This is a genomic window from Pseudomonas sp. NFR02 (assembly GCF_900119375.1).
In the GTDB taxonomy this organism is placed as follows: domain Bacteria; phylum Pseudomonadota; class Gammaproteobacteria; order Pseudomonadales; family Pseudomonadaceae; genus Aquipseudomonas; species Aquipseudomonas paracarnis.
On sequence record NZ_FPJJ01000001.1, the window covers coordinates 990,610 to 1,017,414 of the forward strand.

Here is a 26,805-nt window from a genome sequence, read left to right on the forward strand (position 1 = left end):
ACCATGCTTTCCAACCCTAATATCGACCTGGTGTCGCGCTTTCTTCGCTTGCCTCTGGAGCAGCGCCAGCAGTTTTACCAGCGCCTGCAAAGCCGGGGCATGAGTTTCGCTCAACTGCCGATTGCTCCCACCCGCCACGACAGCGACACACCGACGTTGTCTTACGCCCAGGAACGCCAGTGGTTCCTTTGGCAACTGGACAAGGACAGCACCGCCTATCACATCCCAGGCGCCCTGCGTTTGCAGGGGCACTTGGACCTGGCAGCGTTGCAACGCAGTTTCGACAGCCTGCTAGCCCGGCATGAAAGCTTGCGCACGCAATTGGTCGATGACGGTCAACGCCTGTGGCAGGCAGTGATGCCGCAGGCACGGGTGCAGATCCAGCAGGCGCACGTCGACCAAGCGCAGTTGATGGCGCGGGTGGAAGAGGAGGTGGCGCGGCCGTTCGATTTGCACCAGGCCCCGTTGTTGCGTGTGACGCTGTTGCAACTGGCCGAGGATGAGCATGTGCTGGTGATGGTGCAGCACCACATCGTCTCCGATGGCTGGTCGATGCAGGTGATGGTGGAGGAACTGGTGCAGCTCTACGCCGCCCATAGCCAGGGCCATGACCTGCAACTTCCGGAGCTGCCGATCCAGTACGCCGACTACGCGCTGTGGCAACGCGGCTGGATGGAAGCCGGGGAACAGGCGCGCCAACTCGCGTATTGGCAGGCCCTGCTGGGCGGCGAGCAACCGGTGCTGGAATTGCCGCTTGACCGCCCGCGCCCGGCGCAGCAAAGCCATCGCGGTGCAAGCCTGCAGGTGCATCTGCAACCGACGCTGGTGGCGGGGCTCAAGCGCCTGGCGCAGCAAGAGGGCGTGACCGCGTTCATGCTACTGCTGGCGTCGTTCCAAGCCCTGTTGTATCGCTACAGCGGGCAGTCGGATATCCGCATTGGCGTGCCGAACGCCAACCGTAACCGTGTCGAAACCGAGCGGCTGATCGGCTTCTTTGTCAACACCCAGGTACTCAAGGCTGACCTTGACGGGCAGATGAGCTTTGCCGAGCTGCTGCAACAAACCAAACGCCGCGCCCTGGAGGCCCAGGCCCATCAGGACCTGCCGTTCGAGCAACTGGTGGTGGCATTGCAGCCTGAACGCAGCTTGAGCCATAACCCGTTGTTCCAGGTGATGTTCAACCACCAGACCGAGGCCCAGGGCGGCCGCGAAGGCCAACAGTTGCCGGGCCTGCGTGTGGTGGAACTGGACTGGGACAGCCAGACCACCCATTTTGACCTGAGCCTGGACACCCATGAATCCGCCGACGGGCTTTGGGCCGCGCTGACCTACGCCACCGACCTGTTCGACGCCGCCACCATCGAGCGCTTGGCGCAACACTGGCAACACCTGCTGCAGGCGGTGGTGAGCGCACCCCGCAGCCGCCTCTGTGAACTGCCAATAGTGGGTGCCGCTGAGCAACACAGGATGCTCCAGGACTGGAACACCCCGGCCGGTGTCACCCCCTTTGAGGCTGTACACCGGCTGTTTGAAGCCCAGGCTGATCAGCAGCCGGAACGTCAAGCCCTGGCCCTGGATGAGCAGACCCTCAGCTATGGGGAACTGAACCGTCAGGCCAACCGCCTGGCGCATTATCTGCTGGCTCAGGGCGTCGGCCCTCAAGGGCTGGTGGGGATCGCCGTGGAGCGCTCCTTTGCCATGGTGGTCAGCTTGCTCGCGGTGCTCAAGACAGGAGCGGCCTATGTGCCGCTGGACCCTGAGTACCCCCGCGAACGCCTGGCGCATATGCTTGAGGACAGTGGTGTGGGCCTGGTGTTGACCCAATCGCACCTGCATGGGCGCCTGCCGTTGCCGGCCCAGGTGCTGGCGGTGGACATCGACCGGGTCCAGGCGCAGTTGGCGTTGCGTGCCGACGATAATTTGCCGGTTGAGGTCGAGCCCCAGAGCCTGGCGTATGTGATCTATACCTCCGGCTCCACAGGCAAGCCCAAGGGGGTTGCCATCAGCCATGCAGCACTGAGTGAGTTCGCTGGCATCGCGGCGGATTACTCGCAGTTGGTTGCCCAGGACCGAGTGTTGCAGTTTGCCACCTTGAACTTCGACGGTTTCGTCGAGCAGCTGTACCCGGCGCTGACCCTTGGTGCCACCGTGGTACTGCGTGGCCCGCAGTTGTGGGACGGTGCCGAGCTGTATCGGCAGATCATTGCCCAGGGCATTACCCTGGCCGACTTGCCCACGGCCTACTGGAAGCTGTTCCTGCAAGATTGCCTGGCAGCAGGCCCAAGGACCTATGGTGCCTTGCGCCAGATCCATATCGGCGGCGAAGCCATGCCGTTGGACGGCCCGCTGTTGTGGCAGCGCGCCGGGCTCGGCCATGTGCGCTTGCTCAATACCTACGGGCCTACCGAGGCCACCGTGGTTTCCAGCGTGCTGGACTGCACTGACCCGAGCGCCGTCAGCGCCGGCGGTGCCAGCCCCATTGGCCGGGCGCTACCAGGGCGTGGCCTGTATGTGCTGGACCGTGACCTGAACCTGCTACCGCTGGGCGCCGTGGGTGAACTCTATATCGCCAGCGCCAATGGCTTGGCCCGTGCGTATTTGCAGCGGCCAGGCCTGACCGCCGAGCGCTTTGTCGCTGACCCGTTCAGCCCATCCGGCGAGCGCCTGTACCGCACCGGCGACCTGGCGCGCTATCGCGCCGATGGTGTGGTGGAGTATGTCGGGCGGGTCGATCACCAGGTCAAGGTCCGTGGTTTTCGCATAGAACTGGGTGAGATCGAAACTGTGCTGCTGGCCCAGGACAGCGTGCGTGAAGCGCTGTTGCTGGCTGCCGACAACCAACTGCTGGCCTACCTGGTACCTGCGCAGACGCTGTCTGAAACCGAGCGCGCCGAGGTGGGCGAACAGCTGATGGCCACCTTGCGCGACCACCTGCCGGACTACATGGTGCCGGCGCACCTGATCTTCCTCGAGCGCATGCCGCTCAACCCCAACGGCAAGCTGGATCGCCAGGCCCTGCCCAAGCCAGATGCCAGCGTGGAACAACAGGATTGGCGAGTGCCGGTCACCCCGTTGCAACAACAGGTGGCGGCGATCTGGGCGGCTATTTTGGGGGCCGAACGGGTGGGCTTGAACCAGCACTTCTTCGAACTGGGCGGGCATTCCTTGCTGGCGATGCAGGTGGTGTCACGCATCCGCCAGACGCTGAGCCTGGAAGTGCCGCTCAAAGCCGTGTTCGAACACCCGCGGCTGGAGGCGTTTGTCGCGGCCATGCAAGCCCAGGAGAGCTCATCGCCAACGGCGCCGGCCCTGCTGTCGGCCGGGCGCGTGCAGCCGTTGCCGCTGTCTTACGCCCAGGAGCGACAATGGTTTCTCTGGCAACTGGAACCCCACAGCGCGGCGTATCACATTCCCAGCGCGCTGCGCCTGAAAGGGCAATTGGACCTGGCTGCGTTGCAACGCAGTTTCGATAGCTTGCTGGCGCGTCATGAAAGCCTGCGCACCCATATCCGCCAGGATCACGACGGCGCGGTGCAAGTGATTGAGCCGCCAATGTCCTTGCCGATCACCCAGGCCGATGCCGATGAAGCCCAGCTCAACGCCAGGGTGCAAGCGCTGATCGCCCAGCCGTTCGACCTGCAAGAAGGCCCGTTGCTGCGTGTCACGCTGTTGCGCCTGGCCGCCGACGAGCATGTGTTGGTGTTGGTGCAGCATCACATCGTCTCTGATGGTTGGTCGATGCAGTTGGTGGTCGAGGAACTGGTGCAGTTGTATGCCGGTTACAGCCAGGGCCAGGACGTGCAGTTGCCGGCGCTGCCGATCCAGTATGCCGACTACGCCGTATGGCAGCGCAGCTGGATGGACGCCGGTGAGAAGCAACGTCAACTGGCCTACTGGCGTGAGCTGTTGGGCGGTGAGCAGAGCGTGCTGGAGTTACCGTTCGATCACCAGCGCCCGGCTGTGCAGAGCCACCGCGGCGCACGCCTGGCATTCGAGCTGACGCCGGAACTCACTCAGGGGCTCAAGGCTTTGGCCCAACAGCAGGGCGTGACCCTGTTCATGTTGTTGCTGGCATCGTTCCAGACCTTGTTGCACCGCTACAGCGGCCAGGAAGAAATACGTGTCGGCGTGCCGATTGCCAACCGCAATCGCAGCGAGACCGAGCGCTTGATTGGTTTCTTCGTCAACACCCAGGTGCTCAAGGCCGATGTGCATGGGCAGATGAGTGTCGAGCAGTTGCTGCAGCACGTTCGGCAACGCGCCCTGGAAGCCCAGGCCCACCAGGATTTACCGTTCGAACAACTGGTCGAAGCCCTGCAACCTGAGCGTAGCCTGAGCCACAACCCGCTGTTCCAGGTCATGTTCAATCATCAGACTGACGTCGGCCAGGCTCAGGTTCAGCACCAATTGCCAGGGCTGCGGGTAGAAGGCCTGGACTGGGACAGCAAGACCGCACATTTCGACCTGGACCTGGATATTCAGGAGTCCACCGAAGGTATATGGGCCACCTTGGGTTATGCCCAGGACCTGTTCGAAGCCAGCACCGTGCAACGCATGGCGCGTCACTGGCAGAACCTGCTGCAAGGTATGGTCGCCAACCCACGACAGCAGCTCAGCCAGTTAAGCCTGCTGGGCGCGACCGAACAACAACAGATCCTGCAACTGTGGAACCGCACGGAGTCTGGCTTTTCGGCCGAGCGCCTGGTGCACGAATTGGTCGGCGATCGCGCCCGCGAAACTCCGGACGCAGTGGCGGTGAAATTCGATGCTCAAACCCTGACTTACGGCGAACTGGATCGCCAGGCCAACCGCCTGGCCCATGCCTTGATCGCCCGTGGCGTCGGCCCGGAAGTGCGGGTGGCCATCGCCATGCCGCGCAGTGCCGAGATCATGGTGGCGTTCCTGGCGGTGATGAAAGCCGGCGGTGTGTATGTGCCGCTGGATATCGAATACCCACGTGATCGCCTGCTGTACATGATGCAAGACAGCCGCTCGAAATTGCTGTTGACCCATTCGGCCGTGCAACACCGGTTGCCGATCCCGGACGGCCTCGAAGCCTTGGCGGTGGATCAGGTGCAAGCCTGGTCGGATTACAGCGATGCGGCCCCGACTGTGGCGCTGGACGGCGACAACCTTGCCTACGTGATCTACACCTCCGGCTCCACCGGTTTGCCCAAGGGCGTGGCGGTGTCACACGGCCCGCTGGTGGCGCATATCATCGCCACTGGCGAACGCTATGAGACCTCGCCGGCCGATTGCGAGCTGCACTTCATGTCGTTCGCTTTCGACGGCTCCCACGAAGGCTGGATGCACCCGCTGATCAACGGCGCCAGCGTGTTGATCCGGGACGACAGCCTGTGGCTGCCGGAGTACACCTACGAGCAGATGCATCGTCACAACGTGACCATGGCGGTGTTCCCACCGGTGTACCTGCAACAGTTGGCCGAACATGCCGAGCGCGACGGCAACCCGCCGGCGGTGCGGGTGTACTGCTTTGGCGGTGATGCCGTGGCTCAAGCCAGCTACGACCTGGCGTGGCGCGCGCTGAAACCCAAGTACCTGTTCAACGGCTATGGCCCGACGGAAACCGTGGTCACGCCGCTGCTGTGGAAGGCACGCAAGGGCGACCCCTGTGGCGCCGTCTATGCGCCGATCGGCACCTTGTTGGGTAACCGCAGTGGCTACGTGTTGGATGCGCAACTGAACCTGCAACCCATCGGCGTGGCCGGCGAGTTGTACCTGGGCGGCGAGGGCGTGGCCCGCGGTTATCTGGAGCGTCCGGCGTTAACCGCCGAACGCTTCGTGCCGGACCCGTTCGGCAAGCCTGGCAGTCGCGTGTATCGCAGCGGCGACCTGACCCGTGGGCGTCCGGATGGCGTGGTGGATTACCTGGGGCGTGTGGACCATCAGGTGAAGATCCGCGGTTTCCGTATCGAACTGGGGGAAATCGAAGCGCGCTTGCGTGAGCAAGCCAGTGTCGGTGAAACCGTGGTGGTCGCCCAAGAGGGGCCGACCGGCAAACAACTGGTGGCCTATGTCGTACCACTGGACCCGACGCTCCTGGATGATGCTGTCGCTCAATCCACCGGTCGCGAAACCTTGCGGCGCGCCTTGAAAACCCGCTTGCCGGACTACATGGTGCCGACGCATTTGATGTTCCTTGAGCGTATGCCGCTGACCCCCAACGGCAAGCTCGACCGCAAGGGCTTGCCGCTGCCGGATGTGAGTCAGATGCAGCAGGTGTATGTGGCGCCCGAGAGCGAGTTGGAGCAACAGGTGGCGGCCATCTGGGCCCAGATCCTGGGCGTGGAGCGTGTCGGTCTGGCCGATCACTTTTTTGAATCGGGGGGGCATTCATTATTGGCGATGCAGGTAATTTCGCGCCTGCGTCAACTGTTGGGTCGGGAAGTACCCCTCAGAACAATGTTTGAGCAACCGCGACTGCAGGGGTTTGTCGAGACCCTGTGCAACTCCCATGAATCACAGGCAAGTGTGCTTCAGATCCTGCCGGTCAGCCGTCAACAGCCGTTGGCGCTGTCTTATGCCCAGGAGCGCCAGTGGTTTCTCTGGCAATTGGATCCGCACAGTGCGGCCTACCATGTACCCAGCACCTTGCGCTTGCGTGGCTGGCTGGATCATGCGGCTTTGCAACGCAGTTTCGACAGTCTGGTAGCCCGTCATGAAAGCCTGCGAACGCAGGTACATCAGGACGAAGGGCAGGCCTTCCAGATAATCCGTGAAAACGGCACTGTGGCCATCCTTCATGAGCAGGTCAATGAGGCGGACATGCAGCGTCGGGTAGAGACCGAGATCGCGCAACCTTTCGATCTGCAGCAAGGGCCGTTGCTGCGCGTAACCTTGTTGCGCCTGGCCGAAGACGACCATGTGTTGGTGCTCGTGCAGCACCATATCGTTTCCGATGGCTGGTCAATGCAGGTGATGGTGGATGAGTTGGTGCAACTTTATGCCGCCTACAGCCAGGGCCAGGACCTGCAACTGCCGGCATTGCCGATTCAATATGCTGACTATGCCCAGTGGCAGCGTGACTGGATGACGGGTGGTGAACGCGATCGGCAAATGGGTTACTGGCAGGCTCTGCTTGGCGGTGAGCCGTCAGTGTTGGAGCTACCCCTTGATCGGCCGCGACCTTCGGTGCAGAGCTTTCGTGGTGCAAGCCTGGAGATCAAGCTTGCACCGGCACTAGTGGCGGGGCTCAAGGCCCTGGCGCAGCGTGAGGATGTCACGCTGTTCATTGTTTTGTTGGCGTCGTTCCAGGCTCTACTGCACCGCTACAGCGGGCAGCAGGATATTCGCGTGGGTGTGCCTATTGCCAATCGTAACCGGGTCGAAACCGAGCGCCTGGTAGGTTTTTTCGTCAACACCCAAGTGCTAAAGGGCGATATCGATGCGCAGCTGACGGTCACCCAGCTGTTGCAGCAGGCCAAGCACCGGGCGTTGGACGCCCAAAGCCATCAGGACTTGCCGTTCGAGCAATTGGTCGAAGCCCTGCAACCTGAACGCAGCTTGAGCCGCAATCCGTTGTTTCAGGTGCTTTTCAATCATCAGAGTCAAGCGCGTCTAGCCAGTACGAGCCAGCAACTACACGACCTGAGGATTGAAAGCTTGGAGTGGGGCACGCAAACCGCTCAGTTCGATTTGAGCCTGGACACACAGGAAACCGTCGATGGGCTATGGGCAACCCTGACTTATGCGACCGACCTGTTCGATGCCGCCACGCCCAATCGCATGGCGCGCCATTGGCAGAACCTGTTGCAGGCCATGTTGGATGACCCTCACCAGCGTGTCGCTCAGCTACCGCTATTGGAACCTCTTGAGCATCAGGTGATAGTCGAACAGTGGAACGACACGGCGCAGGATTATCGGTTGGAAGACAGCGTGCAGAGGCAGATCGAAGCGCAAGTGCGGCGCACACCGAATGCCCAGGCTTTGGTGTTTGGCGCTCAGACACTGAGTTATACGCAGTTGAATGCACGAGCCAATCGATTGGCGCACCGCTTGATCCAGGCCGGTGTCGCGCCTGATGTGTTGGTAGGTGTGGCGATGGAACGCTCCATTGAAATGGTGGTAGCACTTCTGGCTGTGCTTAAGGCAGGTGGCGCCTATGTGCCGCTGGACCCGGACTACCCGCGCGAACGCCTGGCCTACATGCTGCAAGACAGCAACGTACCGCTGCTGCTGACGCAGGCGCATTTGTTACAGGCCTTACCGGTCAGCACGCCCTCGCACTGTCTGGTGATCGAGCCCGACGATCACTGGCTGAGCGAGTATGCCGATACCGATCCTGATGTGGCCGTAGACGCGGAAAATCTCGCTTACGTCATTTACACCTCCGGTTCCACCGGCCAGCCGAAAGGGGCGGGTAACCGTCACTGTGCGTTGACCAATCGGTTGCTATGGATGCAACAGGCTTATACGCTCGGCGCCGAAGATACGGTGTTGCAAAAGACACCGTTCAGTTTTGACGTATCGGTATGGGAGTTTTTCTGGCCCTTGATGACCGGTGCACGGCTGGTGGTAGCGGCCCCTGGAGATCATCGGGATCCATCGAAGTTGGTGGAGTTGATCAATCGGCACCAAGTGACCACCCTGCATTTCGTGCCTTCCATGCTGCACGCATTCCTGCAGGATTCACAAGTGGCCAGCTGTCAGGGGTTGCGCCGTATCATCTGTAGTGGCGAAGCCTTGCCGGTGGGGGTGCAGCAACACGTATTCGCCGAGCTGCCGAATACGGGCTTGTTCAACCTGTATGGACCGACTGAGGCTGCGATTGATGTGACTCACTGGACGTGCGTCGATGAGCATCGTGACAGCGTGCCGATTGGCAGACCCATTTCCAATCTGCGCACTTACGTGCTGGATGCGCAGTTGCAGCCAGTCGCGGTGGGCGTTGCGGGCGAGTTGTACCTGGGGGGCGTCGGGCTGGCACGCAGTTACCATCGACGTCCCAGCCTGACCGCAGAGCGGTTTGTACCGTGCCCGTTCCAGCCTGGCACGCGATTGTATCGTACCGGCGACCGGGTGCGACAGCGCAGGGATGGCGTGATCGAATACATTGGGCGCCTGGATCATCAAGTAAAACTACGCGGTTTGCGCATAGAGCTGGGTGAGATTGAGGCGCGCTTGCTGGAGCATCCACTGGTGCGCGACGCCTCGGTGCAAGTGCATGAAGGCAAGTATCTCGTTGGCTATGTGGTGCTGCAGGATTCGACACTCGCCTGGCGTGATGCACTGAGCACTCATTTATTGGCACATGTGCCGGACTACATGGTGCCTGCGCAGTGGGTACTGCTGGACCATATGCCACTGAGCCCCAACGGCAAACTGGATCGCAAGGCGTTGCCTGCGCCGGATTCAAACTTGCACGAACGGCACTTCGTCGCAGCGCGCAATACGCTGGAGCAAGCACTTGTAGCCATTTGGCGCGAAGTCCTGGAGCTTGAGCAGGTGAGTGTCGAAGATAACTTCTTCGAGTTGGGCGGGCATTCGTTGCTGGTCCTGATGCTCAAGGAGCGCATCCGCAAATCTGTTGGCGTGGAGCTGTCGGTGAGTCAGTTGATGCTCAATCCGAGCGTCGCAGGACAGGCGGCTTGCCTTGAGGGAAGCGCTGGCAGTTCGTTGATCGTGAGGCTCAACAGTCAAAGCCGTGGAACACCGTTGTACCTGTTCCATCCCAGCTATGGCTCGGTGCATTGTTACAAGGCGATTGCCCTTGCGTTGCGTGAGCACAGGCCGGTGATGGGGGTGATGTGTCGCGCCTTGGCCGAGGAGGGCAGCGAGGTGCCTGCCTGGGCTGCAATGGTCGAGGACTACACGACGCAATTGTTGAAGGCTCAGCCCGAGGGTCCGTTCCGTTTGGCCGGTTGGTCGCTGGGGGGCAACCTGGCGATGGAAGTCGCCTATGGCCTGGAGCAGGCGGGCCGACAGGTCGAGTGTGTTGGCTGGATCGACGCATCCCCGCCGCAGTGGGTCAAGCCGTTTTGGGATACGGCGGTGATGGTTGACGAAAGAGATATTTCTACCAATGAACGGCGTGTGGAACTGTTGGAGGTGATGTTCCCTGAGTTCTCCCAGCAGATTCATGCCCACTGGTCCGAGCTGCAATGCTTAGAGGCTGCAGAAGGCGAGCAATGGACTGCATTCAGCCACTGGGCCGAGGAAACCCTGGGCTCGCGTTTTGGCGAGCTCAAGGATGAGTTGCTCAGTGGCCACGAAGCGCAGATTTCCTGGGAGGTTGACCGCATTCTCGGGCAGCGCCTGCACGATGCCGACTTCAAGGCGATCAAGGCACCGATAAGTTGCTGGTGGGCGACCTTGAGTCGTACTGGGGTACATCATCAATTGATTGAGGCGAGCATGCTGGAAGTTGCAGTGCAATCAACGATCGAGCGCTCAGTGTTGATCGAGACCAGCCATGACCGATTAATCGATAACGCAGAGTTCGTCCATAGCTTCGCTGCCGCGATGAGCTGACCAGAGGCCAATATGAAAAGCCCCCAGTCACCTTGAGCGACTGGGGGCTTTTTTATGGCCCTCTCTATAGTATTCAGAAAAACAAAACGCCCCGGGCAGTCATTGCCTCGGGGCGTCTGATCCTGCTTTAGAAGTCCCAGCGAGTGCTGAGCATGAAGTTACGGGGTTCACCATAAGCGGCAGAATTGTAGAAGCCGATGTTGGTGTAATAGGACTTGTCGAAAACGTTGTTGATGTTCAGCGTCGCCGACACGTTTTTAGTGAATTGATAACGGGTCATCAGGTCCACCAACCAGTACGCTTCTTGAGAGAACTCCTCGTAGCCACCACGGGGAGAGTTATAGATATTCTGCCAGCCTACGCTCTGCCAGCGAGCGCCACCGCCAACGGTCAACTTGTCAAGATTACCCTTGAGCTTGTAAGTGGTGTACAGGCTGACCTGGTCTTCGGGTTCGAAAGTGGAAATCTTGACGTCTTTGTCGTCACGCACAATCTTGTGCGTATAGCCAGCCTGGAGCTGCCAGCCCGGAGCCAGTTCGCCGGACATCTCCAGCTCGTACCCCTTCGTCACGGCCTGGGTGCCTTTGAACGCGTAGTTCGAGGGGGTAGGTTTCAAGTTGTTGTAGTCATCGTCCGAAACGGAACGGTTGTCTTCATGGATCTCGAAGTAGGCCGCACTGGCGTTTACACGACCATCCAGGAAGTCGGCCTTTAGACCCAACTCCCAATTCTGGCCTTCGTCCGGCTCAAGCAGCTTGTTGTCCCTGTCGCGGTTATAGCTTTCCTGGGGCATGAAAATATCGGTGTAGCTGGCGTAAACCGAGTAGGTGTCATTCAGGTCGTACACCGCACCGACATAAGGTACAAAGCGTCCTGACTCGCGATAGGTAGGGTTGTAGCCGGTCACCGTGTAGTTGACTACCCGGCCACCGAGCAGCAGCTTCAGGTCGTCAGCAAGGTTCAGCCGTGTTGTCATGTACATGCCGGTCTGGCGGACGGTGTCGTCGATTTTCGATTGTGGTTTGCCCCAATCAGGTTGCGGTGCGTTGCCGTGCCAGTTATTGAAGTCCACCAGGTTGGGGGCGAGGTTCCAGTAACCATTGCCATTCCATTCCGAAGCGCTGATGGAACCGCCGAATACCAGTTCATGCTCCCTGCCTCCCAGGCTGAAGGGGCCGCTCACATACAGATCGGCGGAGTCACTGACGGTTTCACCGGTGTATTTGCCCGAAGTCAGCTGTGACTTACCATCCAATCCCGGGGTGTCACCCTGAATGGAACCCATGAGTGCGTGGTAGCCGTTGATCTTGTGATCCAGTTGCAGTTTGGTTATCCAGCCATCCCCCAGGTCGTGCTCCAACATGGCGAAGACGGTGCGGGTGTATTGCTCCCAACTGCTCCAGTCGGCCGCGTTGTTGAACGAGCGCTTGACGTCGTTGCGATTACCCTGGGCGTCGATCAATGGGAAACTGCCCGACCAGGATGAGCCTTTCGGCAGGCTGTCCTGATAATCGCCGCCGACTGTCAGCAGGGTATCGGGAGACAGGTCGAACTCCATGATGCCGTAGTAAGTCGGGCTTTTGCGCTCGTAACGGTCCATGAACGAGTGTTTGTCCTGATAGGCGGCGACGGCCCGGCCACGGATATTGCCGGTCTCGGTCAGCGGGCCACTCACATCCAACTCGCTGCGGTAGTTGTCCCACGAACCGGCACCCAGCGTGGCATGACCTTGGAACTCAGAGGTCGGCTTTTTGCGTACCAGGTTGATGGTGGCCCCCAGTGAACCAGCACCGGTCAGCAGGCCAGTCGCGCCCTTGAGTACTTCAACACGGTCGTAGATCGCCATGTCGCTAAGCGTGTTCCCCGCCGAGTAAGCCACGTTGCGCGCGGTGGAAGGGATCCCGTCATATTGGAAGTTGTTGATAGAGAAACCACGAGCATAGTAGTTGCTGCGCTCGGTATCGAAGGCTGAAACGGTAATGCCCGGCGTGTGGCGCATCACGTCGTCGACACTGTTCAGGCCAAAGTCGTCCATGTGCTGACGCGTGACCACGGTCACCGATTGCGGGGTTTCCTTGGGCGTCAGGACCAGGCGCGTTGCGGTGGCAATCGAGCCTGGCGTATAGGAGCCGGTATTCTCGGTGACGTTACCCAGCATGTTGCCAGTGACTTGCGTCGGGCTCAGCTCCAGCCCGCCACCGCTACCAGCAGCAGTGACGGTCAAGGTATTGCCATTGAGGTTATAGGTGGTCTGGCTACCGGCCAGCAATGCAGCTATGGCCTGCTGCGGCTGCATCTTGCCCTTGACGGCGGGGCTGTTCTTGCCCTGCACATCGCCCGGGCTGTAGAGCACTTGCACATTGGTCTGGCGGCCAAATTCCTGCAGTGCGCTCCCCAGCGACTGCGCAGGAATATTCAACTCGATCTCCTGGGCCTGCACATAGCCTGCAATCGGCATCGACACAGCCAACGCCAGGGTACTGGGCAAGAGGTTGATGTTCAGGGCCCGGCGCATGGATAGCGCTTTGCTCAGGGGGCTGAGACCGAGTCGTGCTGGCATGGATGCTTTCTCTTCTATGTTTTAAGTGGGCAATTCTAAGTGTTTATTGAGTTTAGTTCTCATTACCACCAGTGAGACGTTCCTACTTCGCAAAACCGGAAAAAATTATTCCGGTACTTCATGCAGGCTCCATCTCATGCACCACCTGACCGGCGCGCAGGCGCACCAAATGATCGGCGATGTCGAAATAACGGTCGTCGTGGCTGATCACGATGATGGTCTTGCCCAGGCGTTTGAGGTCCGGCAGCAGCTCGGTGTAGAAGATGCGGCGGAAGGCCGGGTCCTGGTCGGCGGCCCATTCGTCGAACACCAGTACCGGGCGCTCTTCCAGCCACGCATTGACCAGGGCCAGGCGCTTGCGTTGGCCGGTGGACAGGTCAGTGGTGCTGAATACACCGTCCTTGACGCTGACCTTGTGCGCGATTTCCAGGCGCTCAAGGTATTGGGTGGCGCTGTCCAGGGACTGGGTGGCACTGCCTTGTACCAGGTCATCGAACAGGTAATAGTCGGAAAACACCGTGGTGAACAACTGGCGATAATCGTCGCGCGCTGGGTCGGTCACCGCTGTACCGTTGAGCAGGATCTCACCCGCCTGAGGCGGATACAGGCCCAGCAGCAATTTGATCAGGGTGGTCTTGCCGCTGCCGTTCTCGCCGACGACAAACACGATATCGCCTTGTTTGATGCTCAGGTTGATCGGCCCCAGGTGGAACGGTTGGCTGCCTTCAACCGCTGGCGGGCTGTAGCTGACGCCGCGCAGTTCGAGGCTGTTGACCACCGGCTTCGGCGCTTCACTGTCGTCCATCAACAAGTGGGGCTCGGGCGAAGAAAAGCGCTCCGACAGTTCGCTGATGCGCCCAAAGGCAATCTTCGCCTTGCCAACGACGGGCAAATAGCCCAGCAGGTGTTCCAGCGGGCCTTTCATATACAGCAGTACCAGCACGAAGCCGGTAATCACGGTGGGATCGGGGTTGGGATTGTAGGCCTGCATCGCCAGGGCCAGGCCAATGACCACGAAGAACAGCATCGAGCCAAAGGTCTTGGCCAGGATATAGATGTTGACCGAACGCACCTGGATATCGCTGATACGGTCTGCGGTTTCCTGAATGCGGTGGGTGTTCATGCGAAACCTCCGCGGGCGGTGCATGCGCAGTTCCTTGGCGCCAGAAGCAATCGCATTGTAGTAACGCTGCAATTCATCTTCGTGGCTGCGGGCCAGATCGAAGCCCTGGATGCCTTTGCCGCCCGCGATGAATTGCACGGCGCTGCCGATGATGATTGCGACCACCATCATCAGGAACATCGGCACGGACAGGTAGGCCAGGTAACCCAGGCATCCCAGGGTAACGGTGGCGGCGATGGCCAGGGGTGTGAAGGCAAAGGAAAAATCGCTGATGGTGTCCACGTCGTGGGTCAGCACCGGGATCAGGCGGTGAGAGCGATATTGCTCGATCTGCCCGATGGGCGCTGACAGCACCTTTTCACCCAGGTCCTTGCGCAGGGCGGCAATGATCCGTTGCCCGACGTAGTTGGTGCCGATGTCGGAAATAATCGAGCTGACCAGCGCCACCACGCACAATGCGGCGAAGGTCAACACCACACCCTGGGTCATGCCCCCCGCCGAATGCAGGGCATTGTTAATCGTCGCCAACAGCAAGGTAATGGCCAGGCCGCCCGCCATGCCAAGGGCGACGGACACCGTCACGATGGTGCGAAAGGGCCTGAGCAATGCGAGCAAACCTTTGAAGGCGCCGCGCTTGGGGTCGGTCATAAATACTTCCCGGAAAGTGAAAAAGAGGGGGCTGGGCACACAGACCCTTACCCATGACAAACGAAGCTGTGGCGTGACTATTTAGCGCGGCGTGCCGGGCGGTGGCAGTGGGCGATAAATTGCCCGGGGCCTGGTTCGTTCTTGTTCTGTAGGCGCACGTGTATCAATGCCGTGCGTGGCCCTTTGAGCGAGAGCGAAACACATGACGAAAAAGAACCTGGTGTATGTCTGGTCCCTGAGAAACGCCGCCGCCGACAAGGCGGGGCAACCGGTGGCCTATAAAGACCACGAGCGCTATATGAAATCGGTGCTGGAGTTTCTGGTGGGCTCGCTCAACGACACGTCGCTGGGCGAGGCTTACAACCTCGTAGGCGTGGTGTATGACGACGATGAGCACAACCCGCGGGACCAGCAGTTGGTGGCGGACTATGGCTTTGCTTACCAGCCGGGTCGCCAGTGGTTGTACCCGGCGGATTTGCGTGTGCAAGGCACGTTGGTCAATGACCTGCTGCTCAGCGTGCCGTCGACCTATCGTCGCCTGCCACGGGGCAGCGCCGAACATGTCGCCGGCAAGCAGGATTTCGAGCGTCGGCTGCATGACACCCTGGTGGAGTTGAAGGCTGACATCGTGGTGCTGGATGGTTTGCTGGTGATCCTCGACGAACTGGTGCGCCCGGGTGCGCCGTTTGCACGGCGCATCATGAACATTCATCCGGGCATCACCCGCCTCGAGTCGCCTTACGAACGCCGTGGGGCGTACGCCACCTGGAATGCGCTGTACGGCGCACGTGGGCAGGCGATTACCGACTGGGCAACCAAGGCGACTCAGGCGTGCGAGCCGTTGTATTGGACCGGTGCGTCATTCCACTACGTGGATAACGGCATCGACTCGGGAGAGGTGTTCCACGACGTGCTCAAGACCGAGATTTCGCCCGAGGACACCATCCTTGAGCTGCGCTGGAACAACTTCAACAACAGCCTGTTCCCGGCATTGCATGAAGGCTTGGAGCTGTTGGCCAAACAAGGCTGAACCCTGTAGGAGCGAGCAAGAACTAGGCGTCCCCTCGCTCCTACAAGGTATTAGAGTTCGCGTACTACCCGGAACCCAATCCAATCCCCCCGTGTTTGCGGGTAGATGTTGTTGCGATTGCCCGAGCGTGAAAACACCGGCGCCTCGCCCCAGTCATTGCCGCGAATCTGGTAGGCCTCGCAGTTGGGCTCCACCCAGGCACTGCCATCAGTTGGCGCGCCGACGTAGTTCGGATGCTCGCAATCAGCCACCCGCTCATACACATTGCCGTGCATGTCATACATGCCAAAGGCATTCGGTGGGTAGCTGCCCACGGGCGACGAATAGCTGTAGCCGTCCGCCGGACCGTAGGTGTTGGCGTGCTGGGCGATGCTGTAGCCCTTGCCTTCGTCGAACGGGAAGGGGAACGGGCCGGTGGTGCCGGCGCGGGCGGCGTATTCGCGTTGGGCTTCGCTGACCATCTGGTACGTGTGCCCGGTCTTCTTCGACAGCCAGCTCACGTACTGCTTGATGTCGTCCATGTCCATGCACACCGCCGGCTGACGTGGCCCCTGGGGGTAGCGCGGCTTGCTGGCGATGCATTCGCGGCCGGGGCGGTCGTCGCCATTGGCGATCTTGACTCCGGTCTGGCGCACGTAGCTGTCCCATTCGCCGGCGGTGATGTGGAAGCGGCTCATGGCGAACGGCTTGGCGAAGGTCACGGCATGCATGGGGCCTTCGTCGGGCTCGCGGCCCACTTCGTCTTCCGGGGTACCCATGGTGAAGGTGCCGGCGGGCAGCACCACCATTTCCGGGCAGTCCTTGCAGTCTTTGAAGACCTTGCCCGGTTGTGGGGCGGCGGCATGGGCCAGGCCGGGCAGCAGGGCGCCGCACAGGGCGGTGAGTGCCAGTGCGGTGAGCGGTTTGAGTCGGGATGGCGTCATGGAGGCGTCTCGTTCAAAGGGAAAAGGGGTCATAACCGCTGGCTCAGCAGGGTCATGAAGCGCTGGATCTCATCGGAGTTGTTAAGCAGGCCCGGCGAGGTGCGAATCACCGGGCCAACGTCACGCTCCACCGCGTCCACCACCACGCGGTTTTTCATCAGGTAGGCCGCGACGGCATCGCTGTCCCGGTTCTTGACCCGAAAGAAGGTGAATCCGGCTGACAGCTCGGGGCTGCGCGGTGTCACCAGTTCGATCTGCGGGTGGGCCAGCAGTTGGTCCTTGAGTTCGGTATTGAGGGCATGGATACGTGCCTGCACCGGCGCCTTGCCCAGTTGCAGGTGCAACTTGAAGGCTTCGTCGGCGGCCCAGCGATGTTCGAAGGCGTGGTAGCCGCCGGGCGTCATGGTCGTGGCGAAGTTTTTGTCTTCGGAGAAGGTCGGAATCATCGGTGTGACGTATTTGTTTTCGGTCTCGCGGGCGCACACCAGGCCGGTGCCCCGCGGGCCGAACATCCACTTGTGGGTGCCAGCGATGAAGAAGTCGCAGTGCATAGCGGGGAAGTCGAGGTCTTCCACGCCGAAGCCGTGCACACCATCGACGATATAGAGCAGGCGGTCCGGCTCGTCGCGGTTGCGGTTGTGTTCGTCCACCAGCTTGCCGATCTCACCGATGGGCAGTTTTACGCCGCTGCCGGATTGCACCCAGGTCATGCCCAGTACACGGGTGTTGGGGCGAATGTTGCGCTGGATATTGCCCAGCACTTCATCGGCCGAGACCTGATTGGGGTTTTTGAACAGGCGTATCTTGCGAACCTGGGTCTGCTCCTTGCGTACCCGGAAGTCCAGGCTGAACTCGGTAGCGTAATGCTCATGCACCGTGGTGAGGATTTCCTGGTCGGCGCGCACCTTGATCCCGCCATAGATCATCGCCAGCCCTTCGGACGTGCTGCCGGTCAGGGCGATCTGCGCTGGCGTGGCGTTCAGGTAGCGGCCGGCCCACTCGCGTACCTGGCCTTCACGCTTCCAGGTTTCCTGCAGGTCCCAGTCCATGGCCAGGCCAGGGTTACGGTCGATCTGTTGGCGGTAGCGTTCGATGGCCTCGCGCACGGGCCTGGGGTGCGAGGCCACCAGGAAGTTGGAAAAATGCAGGTAATTGGGGTCCTGGTTGAACAGTTGTTTCAATCCCGTCCATGGGTCGTTCGTGGCGGCGGCGACTGCCTGAGGCAGCAACGCGGTGCCCAGCGGCAGGCTCGCGGCAAAGACGCCGGCCTGCTTGAGAAATGTACGGCGGTCGGTCATGGACTTACTTCGTGGTGGTTAGCGGTTGGCCAAGGGTTTGGCGGCTTTTTGGACCTGGTCCCACACCCGCAGGAAGTTGCCTCCCCACAGCTTGGCGATATCGGCTTCGGAGTAGCCGCGCTGGATCAGTTCGGCGGTGACGTTGCGCACTTCGCCGACGTTCTCCCAGCCCTGGAGGCCGCCGCCGTCGTTGAAGTCCGAGGCAATGCCGACATGATCGATGCCGATCTTGCGCACGGTGTAGTCGATGGCGTCGCCGAGGTCCTTGAGGGTGGCCTTGGGCTCTTCCTCGAGAATGCCGTACAGCGCGCTGGCGTATTGGCCGAAGCGTTGCTCGGGCCAGGCGGCAATGATTGCATCGCCGGGCATCAGGGCCATGGCCAGATTCGGCAGTGGCTGCAGGTCGAACCGTGCGCGCAAGGTATTGAGCTTGTCCTGGGTCGGCTGGCTCAAGGGGCGCAGGTAGGCGGGGAAGCCCACCACCTGCACCACGCCGCCACTGTTCTTGATCAGTTGCAGTTCCTTGTCGCTGAGGTTGCGCGGGATATCCACTGACGCCCGAGGCGCCGAATGGGACGCCACCATCGGCGTGCGGCTCAACTGCGCGACCTGCTCCAGGGCCTTGGTCGACATCTGCGACACGTCGATGATCACCCCCAGGTCATTGAGGCGATGCACCGCTTGCTGGCCGATCGGCGACAGGCCTTCAAGGGCGTCGGGGGAGTCATTGAAAAACGGCAGCGGGCGCGACGAGTCGGACCAGGCGTTATTGCCGATGTAGCTGAACCCGAACATGCGCATGCCGCGTGCGGCCCACAGGTCCAGCTGGTTCAGGTCATTGCCCAGGGGGTAGGCGTTGAGCATGCTGATAAAAATCGCGAACTTGCCTTCGCCGTGCAAGCGGCGCATATCGTCCGGGGTGTAGGCGATGCCCACCTGGTTGGGAAAGTCGCGCACCATGCCGGAGATGATCTTATAGCGCACCTCCTGCTCGTGGCGGGCCTCTTCGACAAAACCATCGGTGGGTTTGTGCGGAGCGTTATCGCCGTTCCAGATTTCCGGCCAGCCGAAGATCGTCAGCGCGGCGCCCGACAATCGGCCGCGGGCGGCCTTGGCCAGGTCGAACTGGCCGCTGCCATCCTTGTCGGCCTCATTGCCCGCCGTGCCGAAATCCAGGGGCAGGGTGATGTGGCTGTCAAATGACAACAGGCGATCCTGCATTTCATTGGCCTGCTTGATCACCTCCAGCGGGTAGCCGGCGTTGCCCTTGAACCACTGATCCCAGACCAGCAAGCCAGCCCCGGCGCCGATAGCCAGGGCCAGCGGCAGGCCGATATACAGCGCCTTTTTCGAACGTGATTTTGTCATTGCCATCTCAGTCAGTTGAGGCCTTTGCTATCAGGGAAGGACGAGCGATGACGGGGGAAATTTAGGTGGCGGGGGCAGGGCGGTAAATTTCATCGGGTTGCAAACGTTCTAGCTCTGATCAAGCCGTTTCCTAAGGTAGCCAATGACAATCTCTCGACGTGGGTTCATCGCAGGCCTGGCGCTGACCGGTGCAGCGGTGCCCGCGGCCTTTTATGCCCATCGCGAGTTGACACGGGAAGACGAGTTTCCCATCACCCCCGGCGAAGCCACGGTCGACCTGGCCGACATCCAGGGCCAGCATCTGGCGAACACCCTGCGGGGCGTCTGGAGCCTGCGCCTGGAAGGCCGCGATGCGGGCCTTGCGGGCCTGCCGCTGCATGGCCTGGAGTTGCTGCTGGACATCGCTCCCCGTGGGCGTGGCCTGCGCGGTTACCTGGATACCGCCGAGCAGCTGCGCGCTGAAGGCGAACCGCGCTACCGCGTCTTGGGCGACCTGCTGACGGGCGAGGGCGCCGTGCTCTATTGGCGCTTGATCGACCGCGATTCCGCCGGCGCCGTGCCGGCCTATGAATTCAAAATGACCCTGGATGAAGTCTGGGCCGATTTCGGCAATGCCGGCAGCGCCACCCTCAGCGGGCACATCCTCGATCTTGAGCGGCCCTTGGCGCTGCCCGAACGTGACAACCGTTTTATCGCCCACAAACAACTGTTCCCCGAAGCCCGCCAGCGCATCGGCCTTAACCCCACCTTGCTGGCCTGGCTGGTTTCCCCCGAGCATCGGCTGTTTCACCAACTGTGGCACGCCACCCGCGATCAGTGGCACAAGCTCTCCGAAGAAAAACGCGAGGCCCTGCGTGGCATCGGCTGGCAACCGGGGCCCCGTGGCCAGGAACGCGACGCCCGCGGCAAGCGCAAGGACCGCAATGGGTCGGGCATCGACTTCTTCTTCATGCACCGCCACATGCTCGGCACCGCACGTTCCATGCAGGACTTGCCCTCCTGGCCGCAATTTCCCGAGCCGCAACCGCCGTTGGAGCGCGATCGCCTGGGCTTTGTACGCTACTTTGACAACCACGACGGTTTCGCCCTGCCGCCCTGTTGGTCAGCGCCGGATGATGCCGACTACACCCAGTGGGTCAGCGATATCAAGGCCGCCGAGACCTACCACAGCAATTTCCAGGTGTGGGAATCCCAATACCGCGACCCGCGTTACCTGGCCAAGTTGACCCTGGGCCAGTTGGGCTCGGAAATGGAACTGGGCCTGCACGACTGGCTGCATATGCGTTGGGCCTCGGTGCCCCGCGACCCGTCCAACGGCGCCCCGGTACCCTTCGCCCGTGACCCCGCGGATTTTGCCCCACGGTGGTATGCGCCGGAGAACGACTTTCTTGGCGACCCGTTTTCATCCCACGTAAACCCGGTGTTCTGGCATTTCCACGGCTGGATCGATGACCGCATCGAAGACTGGTTTCGCGCCCACGAACGCTTCAACCCTGGCGAGGTGAACCGCCTGGAAGTCAACGGCATAGCCTGGTTTGCACAGGGCCGCTGGGTTGAAGTAGGCGACCCTTGGCTCGGACCGGACACCCATGGCTGCAGTACCACACCGGGACTGCAACAAGGGCGTTCGATGGAAATGGATCCGGAAGTCATGAAGCTGGCCCTGCGCATTACCTTCGGCGCCGATGAGGAGGTGCTCAAGGGCTTGTTCAAACGTGTACCACGACGGCCTTGGTACGCGCGCCATTTGAAAATCACGCGTACGCTGTAAAGGCGCTGGAGGCGTTCTAGGTTATGGCTATCTCTGCCCTATACAGGCCGCTGACACTTCGAGGATCACCCATCTTATTGATCAGGTATAACTCGTTGAATTCAGAAACGATGTAGCCATCGGCCCTTTTGAGCGGCTGGAATAAGTGGCTGGTCTGTCCACTATTGAGCGCACGTTCCATGCCACTGCGCATGGCGGCCTCAGTGGGAAATTTGGCGAGCCCAAAGTTGGGGTCATAATAGAACCAGGTCTTATGGCCGTTTATGACTCTGACGCCGGCTGTGACGCCATGCTTCGAATTGCTGATCAACAAGGCTTTGGAGGTGGTGGCGGTTGCCAACTCCGAGATAATCTTGTCGTACGTGGCATGGCGGGTGAGCTGCCCGGAGTGAAAGTCATTTGTGAGGGTGTGCTGGAATTTCTCCAGGCTGTCGCGGAATCGCTCAGTATTGGGATGCTTGGGGTGCGCCATACTGATAAAGAAATTCTTGATCAGGGTATCTTCCGCGTTTTCGAGAATGGCCAGTGCCATACCATTCGACAACGCCGCACAGTCTCCCTTGGACGTAAGGTTGACCTGGCTCAGGTAGAAGCCTTGCGGCATGGCGATCACCGCGCCACCCGCTGCGGTCATGTCATCAATGAATTTTCTGCTGCTCGTGAAGCTGGCCTCCATCGCTCGGCGTTGCATATGCTTGAAAAGCGCCCCGAGGTCGGCAGGTGTCAGGTTCGGGTTCAATATCAATTCGCGCAGTTGGTGCATTTTCATTGTCGGCGAGAAGCCGTCGATCCCGTCCGGAGTCCCCCTTGCGAGCGCCTCTTCAAACTGCAATTGTTCTGGCGTCGCGGGCTTGCCGGGCAATGGCTTTGTGGGCGGAATGAGCTTTTCGTAGAGTGTTTTGACTTTGCCTGGCAGCGCCTCCAGCTCGTCGATACGCCTGGACAGGCTACCCAGTACCTCGGGTGACGCGGTGGCGTCCGTGGCCAGTTTTTTCAACTGAGTGATGCCCAGCTCTGCTGAATAGCCAGAAATGCTGGCCGGGGCGAGCGTGTTGTACCCCTGATTGAATGCCGCGTGGCCTGTGGTGGTTGCTTTTGCTGCGTCAACTGCGTCGTTGAAGGCCTCCGGTATGGGTATGCCGGGTTTTGCCGGGTTGAACCAGTTGGCGACCCACTCGCTGAGGGTGCCGTTGATTTCACCCTGGGTTGCCAGGACTCTCGGCGTGAAGCCGTTCACCGGCGTGCCGTAGGGTTGACGGGTGATGGGGTCGTAGTGGTGCCACTGATCGTTTTTGAATACCACAACACTATCAACCGAGCGCCCGCCGGAGGTGATCGAACCGAGCAATGCATTGCCATGCTCCTGGCTGATAGCCTTCAACCAATCATGGGCTTTATCCGTGTTTCGTATGTTGGCCAGCCACGCGGTGCTTTTGGTCAACCCTTTGCTCAGCAGGTTTGCGCCGCCAATGGCCAGGTCAGCCAGCCCGTCCAGAGGGTTGAAGTTGCTCAAGGTGACCATGCCGATGACTTTGCCCGTTCGCGCGACCTTGGTGGCAAGGGATGCGGCACTGCCGGCGACCTTGGTGAGTTTGCCGATATTGGCCGCGCCCGCTGTGAGAAAGCCAAACACATCCAGGGCCAAGTCAAACCCGCCCTCGACGTTGTTGCCTTTTTTAAAGTTTTCAATTGCCGAGCGGAAAGGAATCAAGTTCATGAAGAAATCGTTTACCTGATTGATTTTCTCGTTCGCCAGGTCCTGGGTCGTCTGCCCTCTGGCGTATTTCTTGATATCCGGGTCATCGAGATTGAAATGCTCAACGAAGGCATCAGCAATGTCTTGCGTGCGGTCGGTAGCAAAACTATCAATAGCTGCGTCAGTTGCGCCGGCGCGTTCGTTTGCGTGGTCGGCACTGACGCTTTTGGGGACGAACACGCTGGTGTTGAACGCTACATTCGCCTCCCTGGATTCACGTTCTTTCAGCGCCCACATTTCAATGGGCACGATTTCGCCTTTGGTCGGGTCGATACGGTAGCCGCTGGATTGCCCGTCGCGTTCAATTTTCACCAGCAGGTTTTTTTCATACACCGGGTCGGACTTGCTCCAGAAACCCAACTCAGTGGATGAGTTTCGATAATACGTAACTTTGCCGTACTCAAAGTTTCTACGGTCTTCCAGGGGGAGCTGCGCGATCAGGTGTTTGACCGTCGTGGCGAGGGCGATCTTTTTCTTCTTGATTGTTTCCTCAAAGCGCTTTTCGAAGTTATCGCTCACACCAAATCGGTAGCGGGCGTTCAAGTCGTTGATCGGTACACGTTTGTTCGCGGCTTCAAAGAGATAGGGCAATCTCAGATCCATCATTGCGATGTCGAGCATCGAATGCAGGCCGGGTAGCCATGTGTGTGCCTTGTTCTGCCCTCTGCGCGGAATGTTGCTGGTCTTGATCAGTTTTTGTTTGAACAGATCACCCAGGTCGCCATACCGTTCCACCAGTACGGCCATGGCCATCTTTTCTCGGGTGGGCAATTCCAGATCCAAGGCGGCAGAGGCGCCTAGCATGTCCTGCTGTCGGGCTGTGAAGGTGGTTTTCAGGGTTTCCAGCTCTTGCACGGTGTATTGCGTGTCGTCCTTGCGGGCAATTACGTTATGGCAAACCCCCCAATCTACCAGCGCTGCTGTACGAGCTTGCGCAGCCGCCTCGGGTTGCGCCACCCTTGCATGTTCGCCTTCCTGCATCACTTGGGCAAACGTCATGTTCGGGACTTTCCCCGGCGTACTCGCTTCAATGCTCGCCACGGTAATGACCAGGTTCAGCCAGGCTGGGCTGCCGTGCCTCACGGAGGGCGGTATGTCTTTGATCAGGTAAACAGGGGCCTTCTTGGCCAGCAACACATACGCAGCCACTTTGGACAGCACAGGGCTGATCCTGCCACTGTCGACCAAATGCTTGCTCAACGTATCCAGCACTGTAGACGCGGGTTTGCCCCAGTGGCGCGCGTGCGCCAGGTCAAACCCCGCCACGTTATTACGTTGAGGGGCGGTAATGGATTCGGGGTCCAGTTGCAACTGAATGGCAGCCATCAGGTAGTCGGTGGCGCTGTTGGCAGTGGCGATACCGCCGGATTGCTCCTGCAGGTGTTTACCCAGCGTTTGGCCTGCGGAGGAACTGAGCAGGGCCTCCAGTGCTTGCGCGGGGTCACTTTGTACCTCGGGGGTTAGCGGGTGCTGGGCCAGCAAGGCATCCAGGGCGTTCAGGTAGTCAGACCTCATGGAGATAATGCGTAGTCGGCTCTGCTCAGCCTGGCTCAGGGGTATTGACCACGACAACGCGCCGCCAAAATTACCCATCGGCTGCGTCAGGGCTTCCTGTTTCACCGTCTTTATCAGCTCGGTCAGCGAAAGTTGGGTGGTAGGTATCGGCCAGCCCTTGGCCCTGATAAAGCTCTCCAGTGTCGCGCCTTCACTGGGGCGCACAGGGAACGATGAGTCAGGATGAATATCCAGGGGGGCTCTCAAGGCAGCCAGTATCGCTTGAGGCGTGGTGTTCACATCCAATTGCTTCGCGATGTCTCCGAGTTTCGTGGTCAGCGTTTGCAGGTCGTGTCTGTCGCCGAACCCTTCCTTGTAGGTTTTCGGTGCAGGCGCGTGCGTCGCGCCAGCCAAGGCAGGGGGAGTGGTTAGCGGCTCGATCAGCGGTGGCTGGCGAGGTGGCCCATCGGGCTTGGTAGAGTGGAAAGGGACGTCATACCAGTGGGGGTTGGCTTGCTTGGTCGTACTGAGCATGGGCGGGGACCTGTAAGGCGAATATCCAATAGGCAAGTTTCCTGAGGAGTGCGTCTGAATTTCAGACGCATTGTTGGGTGAAGGAAAAAGCTGCGAGAGTTCCGCTCGGGCAAAGGATGGAGTGTGACCAATAGCGACATGCGGTTAGTCGCATTTCGGTGGTCTGGACACCCTTCAGGCTCGCTCTTGTTCCCGTAATTGCGCACTCATCTCATCGCAACTGCATGACCAGTCGCTGAGCCATTGCGGCATCGGCGGCGAGGTGTCGTCCAACCCCAGCTCGCGGACGAACTCGGAAGGGGGCAGGGTGCCCTTGGCGGAGCGAAACAACCCACGCATCACCACCACGCCGACCACTCGCCCATTGCTGACGAAACGGTGCTCCATCAGGTTCCACTTGTGGTCCCAGCCGAGAATGCGAGTGTGCACTTCGAATGCTTCGAACAGCTTCAATTCCCGGCGAAACTTGCCCCAGGTATCGCCGACTATCGGCATGGCCTTGTGGCGCAGGGCCACGCGAAAGGCGCCGGTGCGCAGCACAAAATCCATGCGCGCCACGTCGGCCAGGGTGAAATATCGGCCATTGGTGACATGCCGGTTCAGGTCCAGATCCAGGGGCCAGACCCGCATGCGCACCACTGTGGTGGCCAGGCCATGGACCGGTTTGCGCCAGGGGCGGCGCAACAGCATATGCAGTAATCGAAACCAGAGATTCATAAAGACGCCAGACAGTTGATCAATGGCTGCACTGTACGGAGCCGGAATCGGCTAAGGTAGATGCGTAGATGACTTATTACATGCGAAAAGTGCAAGCTGGAGTTTTTACATGCACGTCACCTTGCTCCTGGCGGACCAATGCTCCGCTGCCAGTGCCACCCTGGCCATGGAAATGCTCAGCGCGGCCAATCTCTTCGCCGACAGCCCGCCCTTCGAGGTGACGCTGGCGTCCCTGGACGGCCTGCCGGTGACGGCGTGGGGCGGGCAATGCCTGCAAGTGCAGGGTTCACTGGCGCAGATCGCGCATACCGACCTGGTGCTGATTCCCGGTTTTCTCTTTACCCTCAAAGAAGCCATGCCGACGTTCGCCACCTACGGCCCCTGGTTGCGTGAGCAGCATGGGCAAGGCGCTGTGTTGGCTTCGATGTGCACGGCGGCGTTCATGCTGGCCGAGACGGGGTTATTACACGGCTTGCGTGCGACGACCCACTGGGCATTTGCCGGGTTCTTCCGGCGTCGATATGCCCAGGTCAGCCTGGATGAGCGGCAGATCCTCTGCGAAGAGAATCGGCTGGTCACGTGCGGTGGCGCCACGGCGGCGATGGATTTGATGCTGCACCTGATCCGCCGTTTCGGCTCGCCGGAGCTGGCTCATACCTGCGGCAAGTACTTGCTGATCGATGCCGGGCGCACCGAACAGTCGGCCTATGCGATGTGGTCGTTGCCCAAGAGCCACGGTGATGCGCAGATCCTGCGTGTGCAACATTGGTTGGAGCAGCACTTTGCGCAGTCGTTGGTGATCGACGAGGTTGCCCAGCGCTTTGGCTTTGGCGTGCGTAATTTCAAGCGGCGCTTCAAGGACGCCACGGGCTCTACACCGATTGGTTATCTGCAGAGCCTGCGTCTGGAGCGAGCCAAGCAGATGCTTGAGTCGACACGTATGACGCTCGATAGCATCACGTATGCGGTGGGTTATGAAGACAGTAATTCGTTTAGGCGGTTGTTTCAGCAGCGGGTGGGGATGCTGCCGGCGGCGTATCGCAAGAAGTTCCTGATCGCCCAGGGTGTGAAGACGACCTGATACACCCACGA

At 60.2% G+C, this 26,805-nt stretch carries 11 protein-coding genes; 4 read left to right on the forward strand and 7 right to left on the reverse strand.

Going from position 1 to position 26,805, the window contains the following annotated elements; all coding sequences use genetic code 11:
* Window positions 1-3: 3 nt before the first annotated feature.
* Window positions 4-10,491, forward strand: a complete 10,488-nt coding sequence (locus tag BT199_RS04790) for an amino acid adenylation domain-containing protein (protein WP_072434033.1) — start codon at window positions 4-6, stop codon at window positions 10,489-10,491.
* Between the two features lie 127 nt (window positions 10,492-10,618).
* On the opposite strand, the gene BT199_RS04795 is transcribed toward BT199_RS04790, so the two are convergent.
* Together BT199_RS04795 and BT199_RS04800 are read right to left on the reverse strand one after the other, a co-directional pair.
* Window positions 10,619-13,051, reverse strand: coding sequence for a TonB-dependent siderophore receptor (locus BT199_RS04795; protein WP_175556193.1), 2,433 nt, complete (start codon window positions 13,049-13,051; stop codon window positions 10,619-10,621).
* A 118-nt stretch (window positions 13,052-13,169) separates the two neighbouring features.
* The gene (locus tag BT199_RS04800) at window positions 13,170-14,822 is read right to left on the reverse strand and encodes a cyclic peptide export ABC transporter (protein WP_014718819.1); all 1,653 of its coding nucleotides are present in this window, start codon (window positions 14,820-14,822) and stop codon (window positions 13,170-13,172) included.
* Between the two features lie 202 nt (window positions 14,823-15,024).
* On the opposite strand from BT199_RS04800, the gene BT199_RS04805 reads away from it, so the two are divergent.
* Entirely contained in the window at window positions 15,025-15,852 is an 828-nt protein-coding gene (locus tag BT199_RS04805) for a formyl transferase (protein WP_014718818.1), read from the forward strand.
* 50 nt (window positions 15,853-15,902) lie between these two features.
* Here BT199_RS04805 and BT199_RS04810 read toward each other — a convergent pair whose 3' ends face one another.
* The 3 genes from BT199_RS04810 to pvdM are packed head-to-tail and all read right to left on the reverse strand — an operon-like array spanning window position 15,903 to window position 19,441.
* Complete coding sequence (locus tag BT199_RS04810) at window positions 15,903-16,775, reverse strand: dihydropyoverdine dehydrogenase (protein ID WP_014718817.1); 873 nt, start codon at window positions 16,773-16,775, stop codon at window positions 15,903-15,905.
* A gap of 29 nt (window positions 16,776-16,804) precedes the next feature.
* On the reverse strand, window positions 16,805-18,073 hold the full coding sequence (locus BT199_RS04815) for a pyoverdine-tailoring periplasmic protein PvdN (protein WP_072434035.1): 1,269 nt from the start codon (window positions 18,071-18,073) through the stop codon (window positions 16,805-16,807).
* An 18-nt stretch (window positions 18,074-18,091) separates the two neighbouring features.
* Complete coding sequence (pvdM, locus tag BT199_RS04820) at window positions 18,092-19,441, reverse strand: pyoverdine-tailoring dipeptidase-like protein PvdM (RefSeq protein ID WP_072434036.1); 1,350 nt, start codon at window positions 19,439-19,441, stop codon at window positions 18,092-18,094.
* A 142-nt stretch (window positions 19,442-19,583) separates the two neighbouring features.
* Between pvdM and BT199_RS04825 the strand changes: the two genes are divergently transcribed.
* Window positions 19,584-21,212: a pyoverdine maturation tyrosinase PvdP gene (locus BT199_RS04825; RefSeq protein WP_072434037.1), complete on the forward strand. Its 1,629-nt coding sequence runs from the start codon at window positions 19,584-19,586 to the stop codon at window positions 21,210-21,212.
* Window positions 21,213-21,228: 16 nt separating this feature from the next.
* Here the strand turns inward: BT199_RS04825 and BT199_RS04830 are convergent, their stop codons facing one another.
* Together BT199_RS04830 and BT199_RS04835 are read right to left on the reverse strand one after the other, a co-directional pair.
* On the reverse strand, window positions 21,229-24,996 hold the full coding sequence (locus tag BT199_RS04830) for a hypothetical protein (RefSeq protein WP_072434038.1): 3,768 nt from the start codon (window positions 24,994-24,996) through the stop codon (window positions 21,229-21,231).
* Window positions 24,997-25,170: 174 nt separating this feature from the next.
* Window positions 25,171-25,713 (reverse strand): thioesterase family protein, encoded by a 543-nt coding sequence (locus BT199_RS04835; protein WP_014718812.1) that lies wholly within the window; start codon window positions 25,711-25,713, stop codon window positions 25,171-25,173.
* Between the two features lie 109 nt (window positions 25,714-25,822).
* On the opposite strand from BT199_RS04835, the gene BT199_RS04840 reads away from it, so the two are divergent.
* The gene (locus tag BT199_RS04840) at window positions 25,823-26,794 is read left to right on the forward strand and encodes a GlxA family transcriptional regulator (RefSeq protein WP_014718811.1); all 972 of its coding nucleotides are present in this window, start codon (window positions 25,823-25,825) and stop codon (window positions 26,792-26,794) included.
* Window positions 26,795-26,805 lie beyond the last annotated feature (11 nt).

Coding starts and splice junctions, on each gene's coding strand:
- BT199_RS04790 (WP_072434033.1), top strand. CDS start 4: ATGCTTTCCAACCCTAATATCGACCTGGTGTCGCGCTTTCTTCGCTTG.
- BT199_RS04795 (WP_175556193.1), bottom strand. CDS start 13,051: ATGCCAGCACGACTCGGTCTCAGCCCCCTGAGCAAAGCGCTATCCATG.
- BT199_RS04800 (WP_014718819.1), bottom strand. CDS start 14,822: ATGACCGACCCCAAGCGCGGCGCCTTCAAAGGTTTGCTCGCATTGCTC.
- BT199_RS04805 (WP_014718818.1), top strand. CDS start 15,025: ATGACGAAAAAGAACCTGGTGTATGTCTGGTCCCTGAGAAACGCCGCC.
- BT199_RS04810 (WP_014718817.1), bottom strand. CDS start 16,775: ATGACGCCATCCCGACTCAAACCGCTCACCGCACTGGCACTCACCGCC.
- BT199_RS04815 (WP_072434035.1), bottom strand. CDS start 18,073: ATGACCGACCGCCGTACATTTCTCAAGCAGGCCGGCGTCTTTGCCGCG.
- pvdM (WP_072434036.1), bottom strand. CDS start 19,441: ATGACAAAATCACGTTCGAAAAAGGCGCTGTATATCGGCCTGCCGCTG.
- BT199_RS04825 (WP_072434037.1), top strand. CDS start 19,584: ATGACAATCTCTCGACGTGGGTTCATCGCAGGCCTGGCGCTGACCGGT.
- BT199_RS04830 (WP_072434038.1), bottom strand. CDS start 24,996: ATGCTCAGTACGACCAAGCAAGCCAACCCCCACTGGTATGACGTCCCT.
- BT199_RS04835 (WP_014718812.1), bottom strand. CDS start 25,713: ATGAATCTCTGGTTTCGATTACTGCATATGCTGTTGCGCCGCCCCTGG.
- BT199_RS04840 (WP_014718811.1), top strand. CDS start 25,823: ATGCACGTCACCTTGCTCCTGGCGGACCAATGCTCCGCTGCCAGTGCC.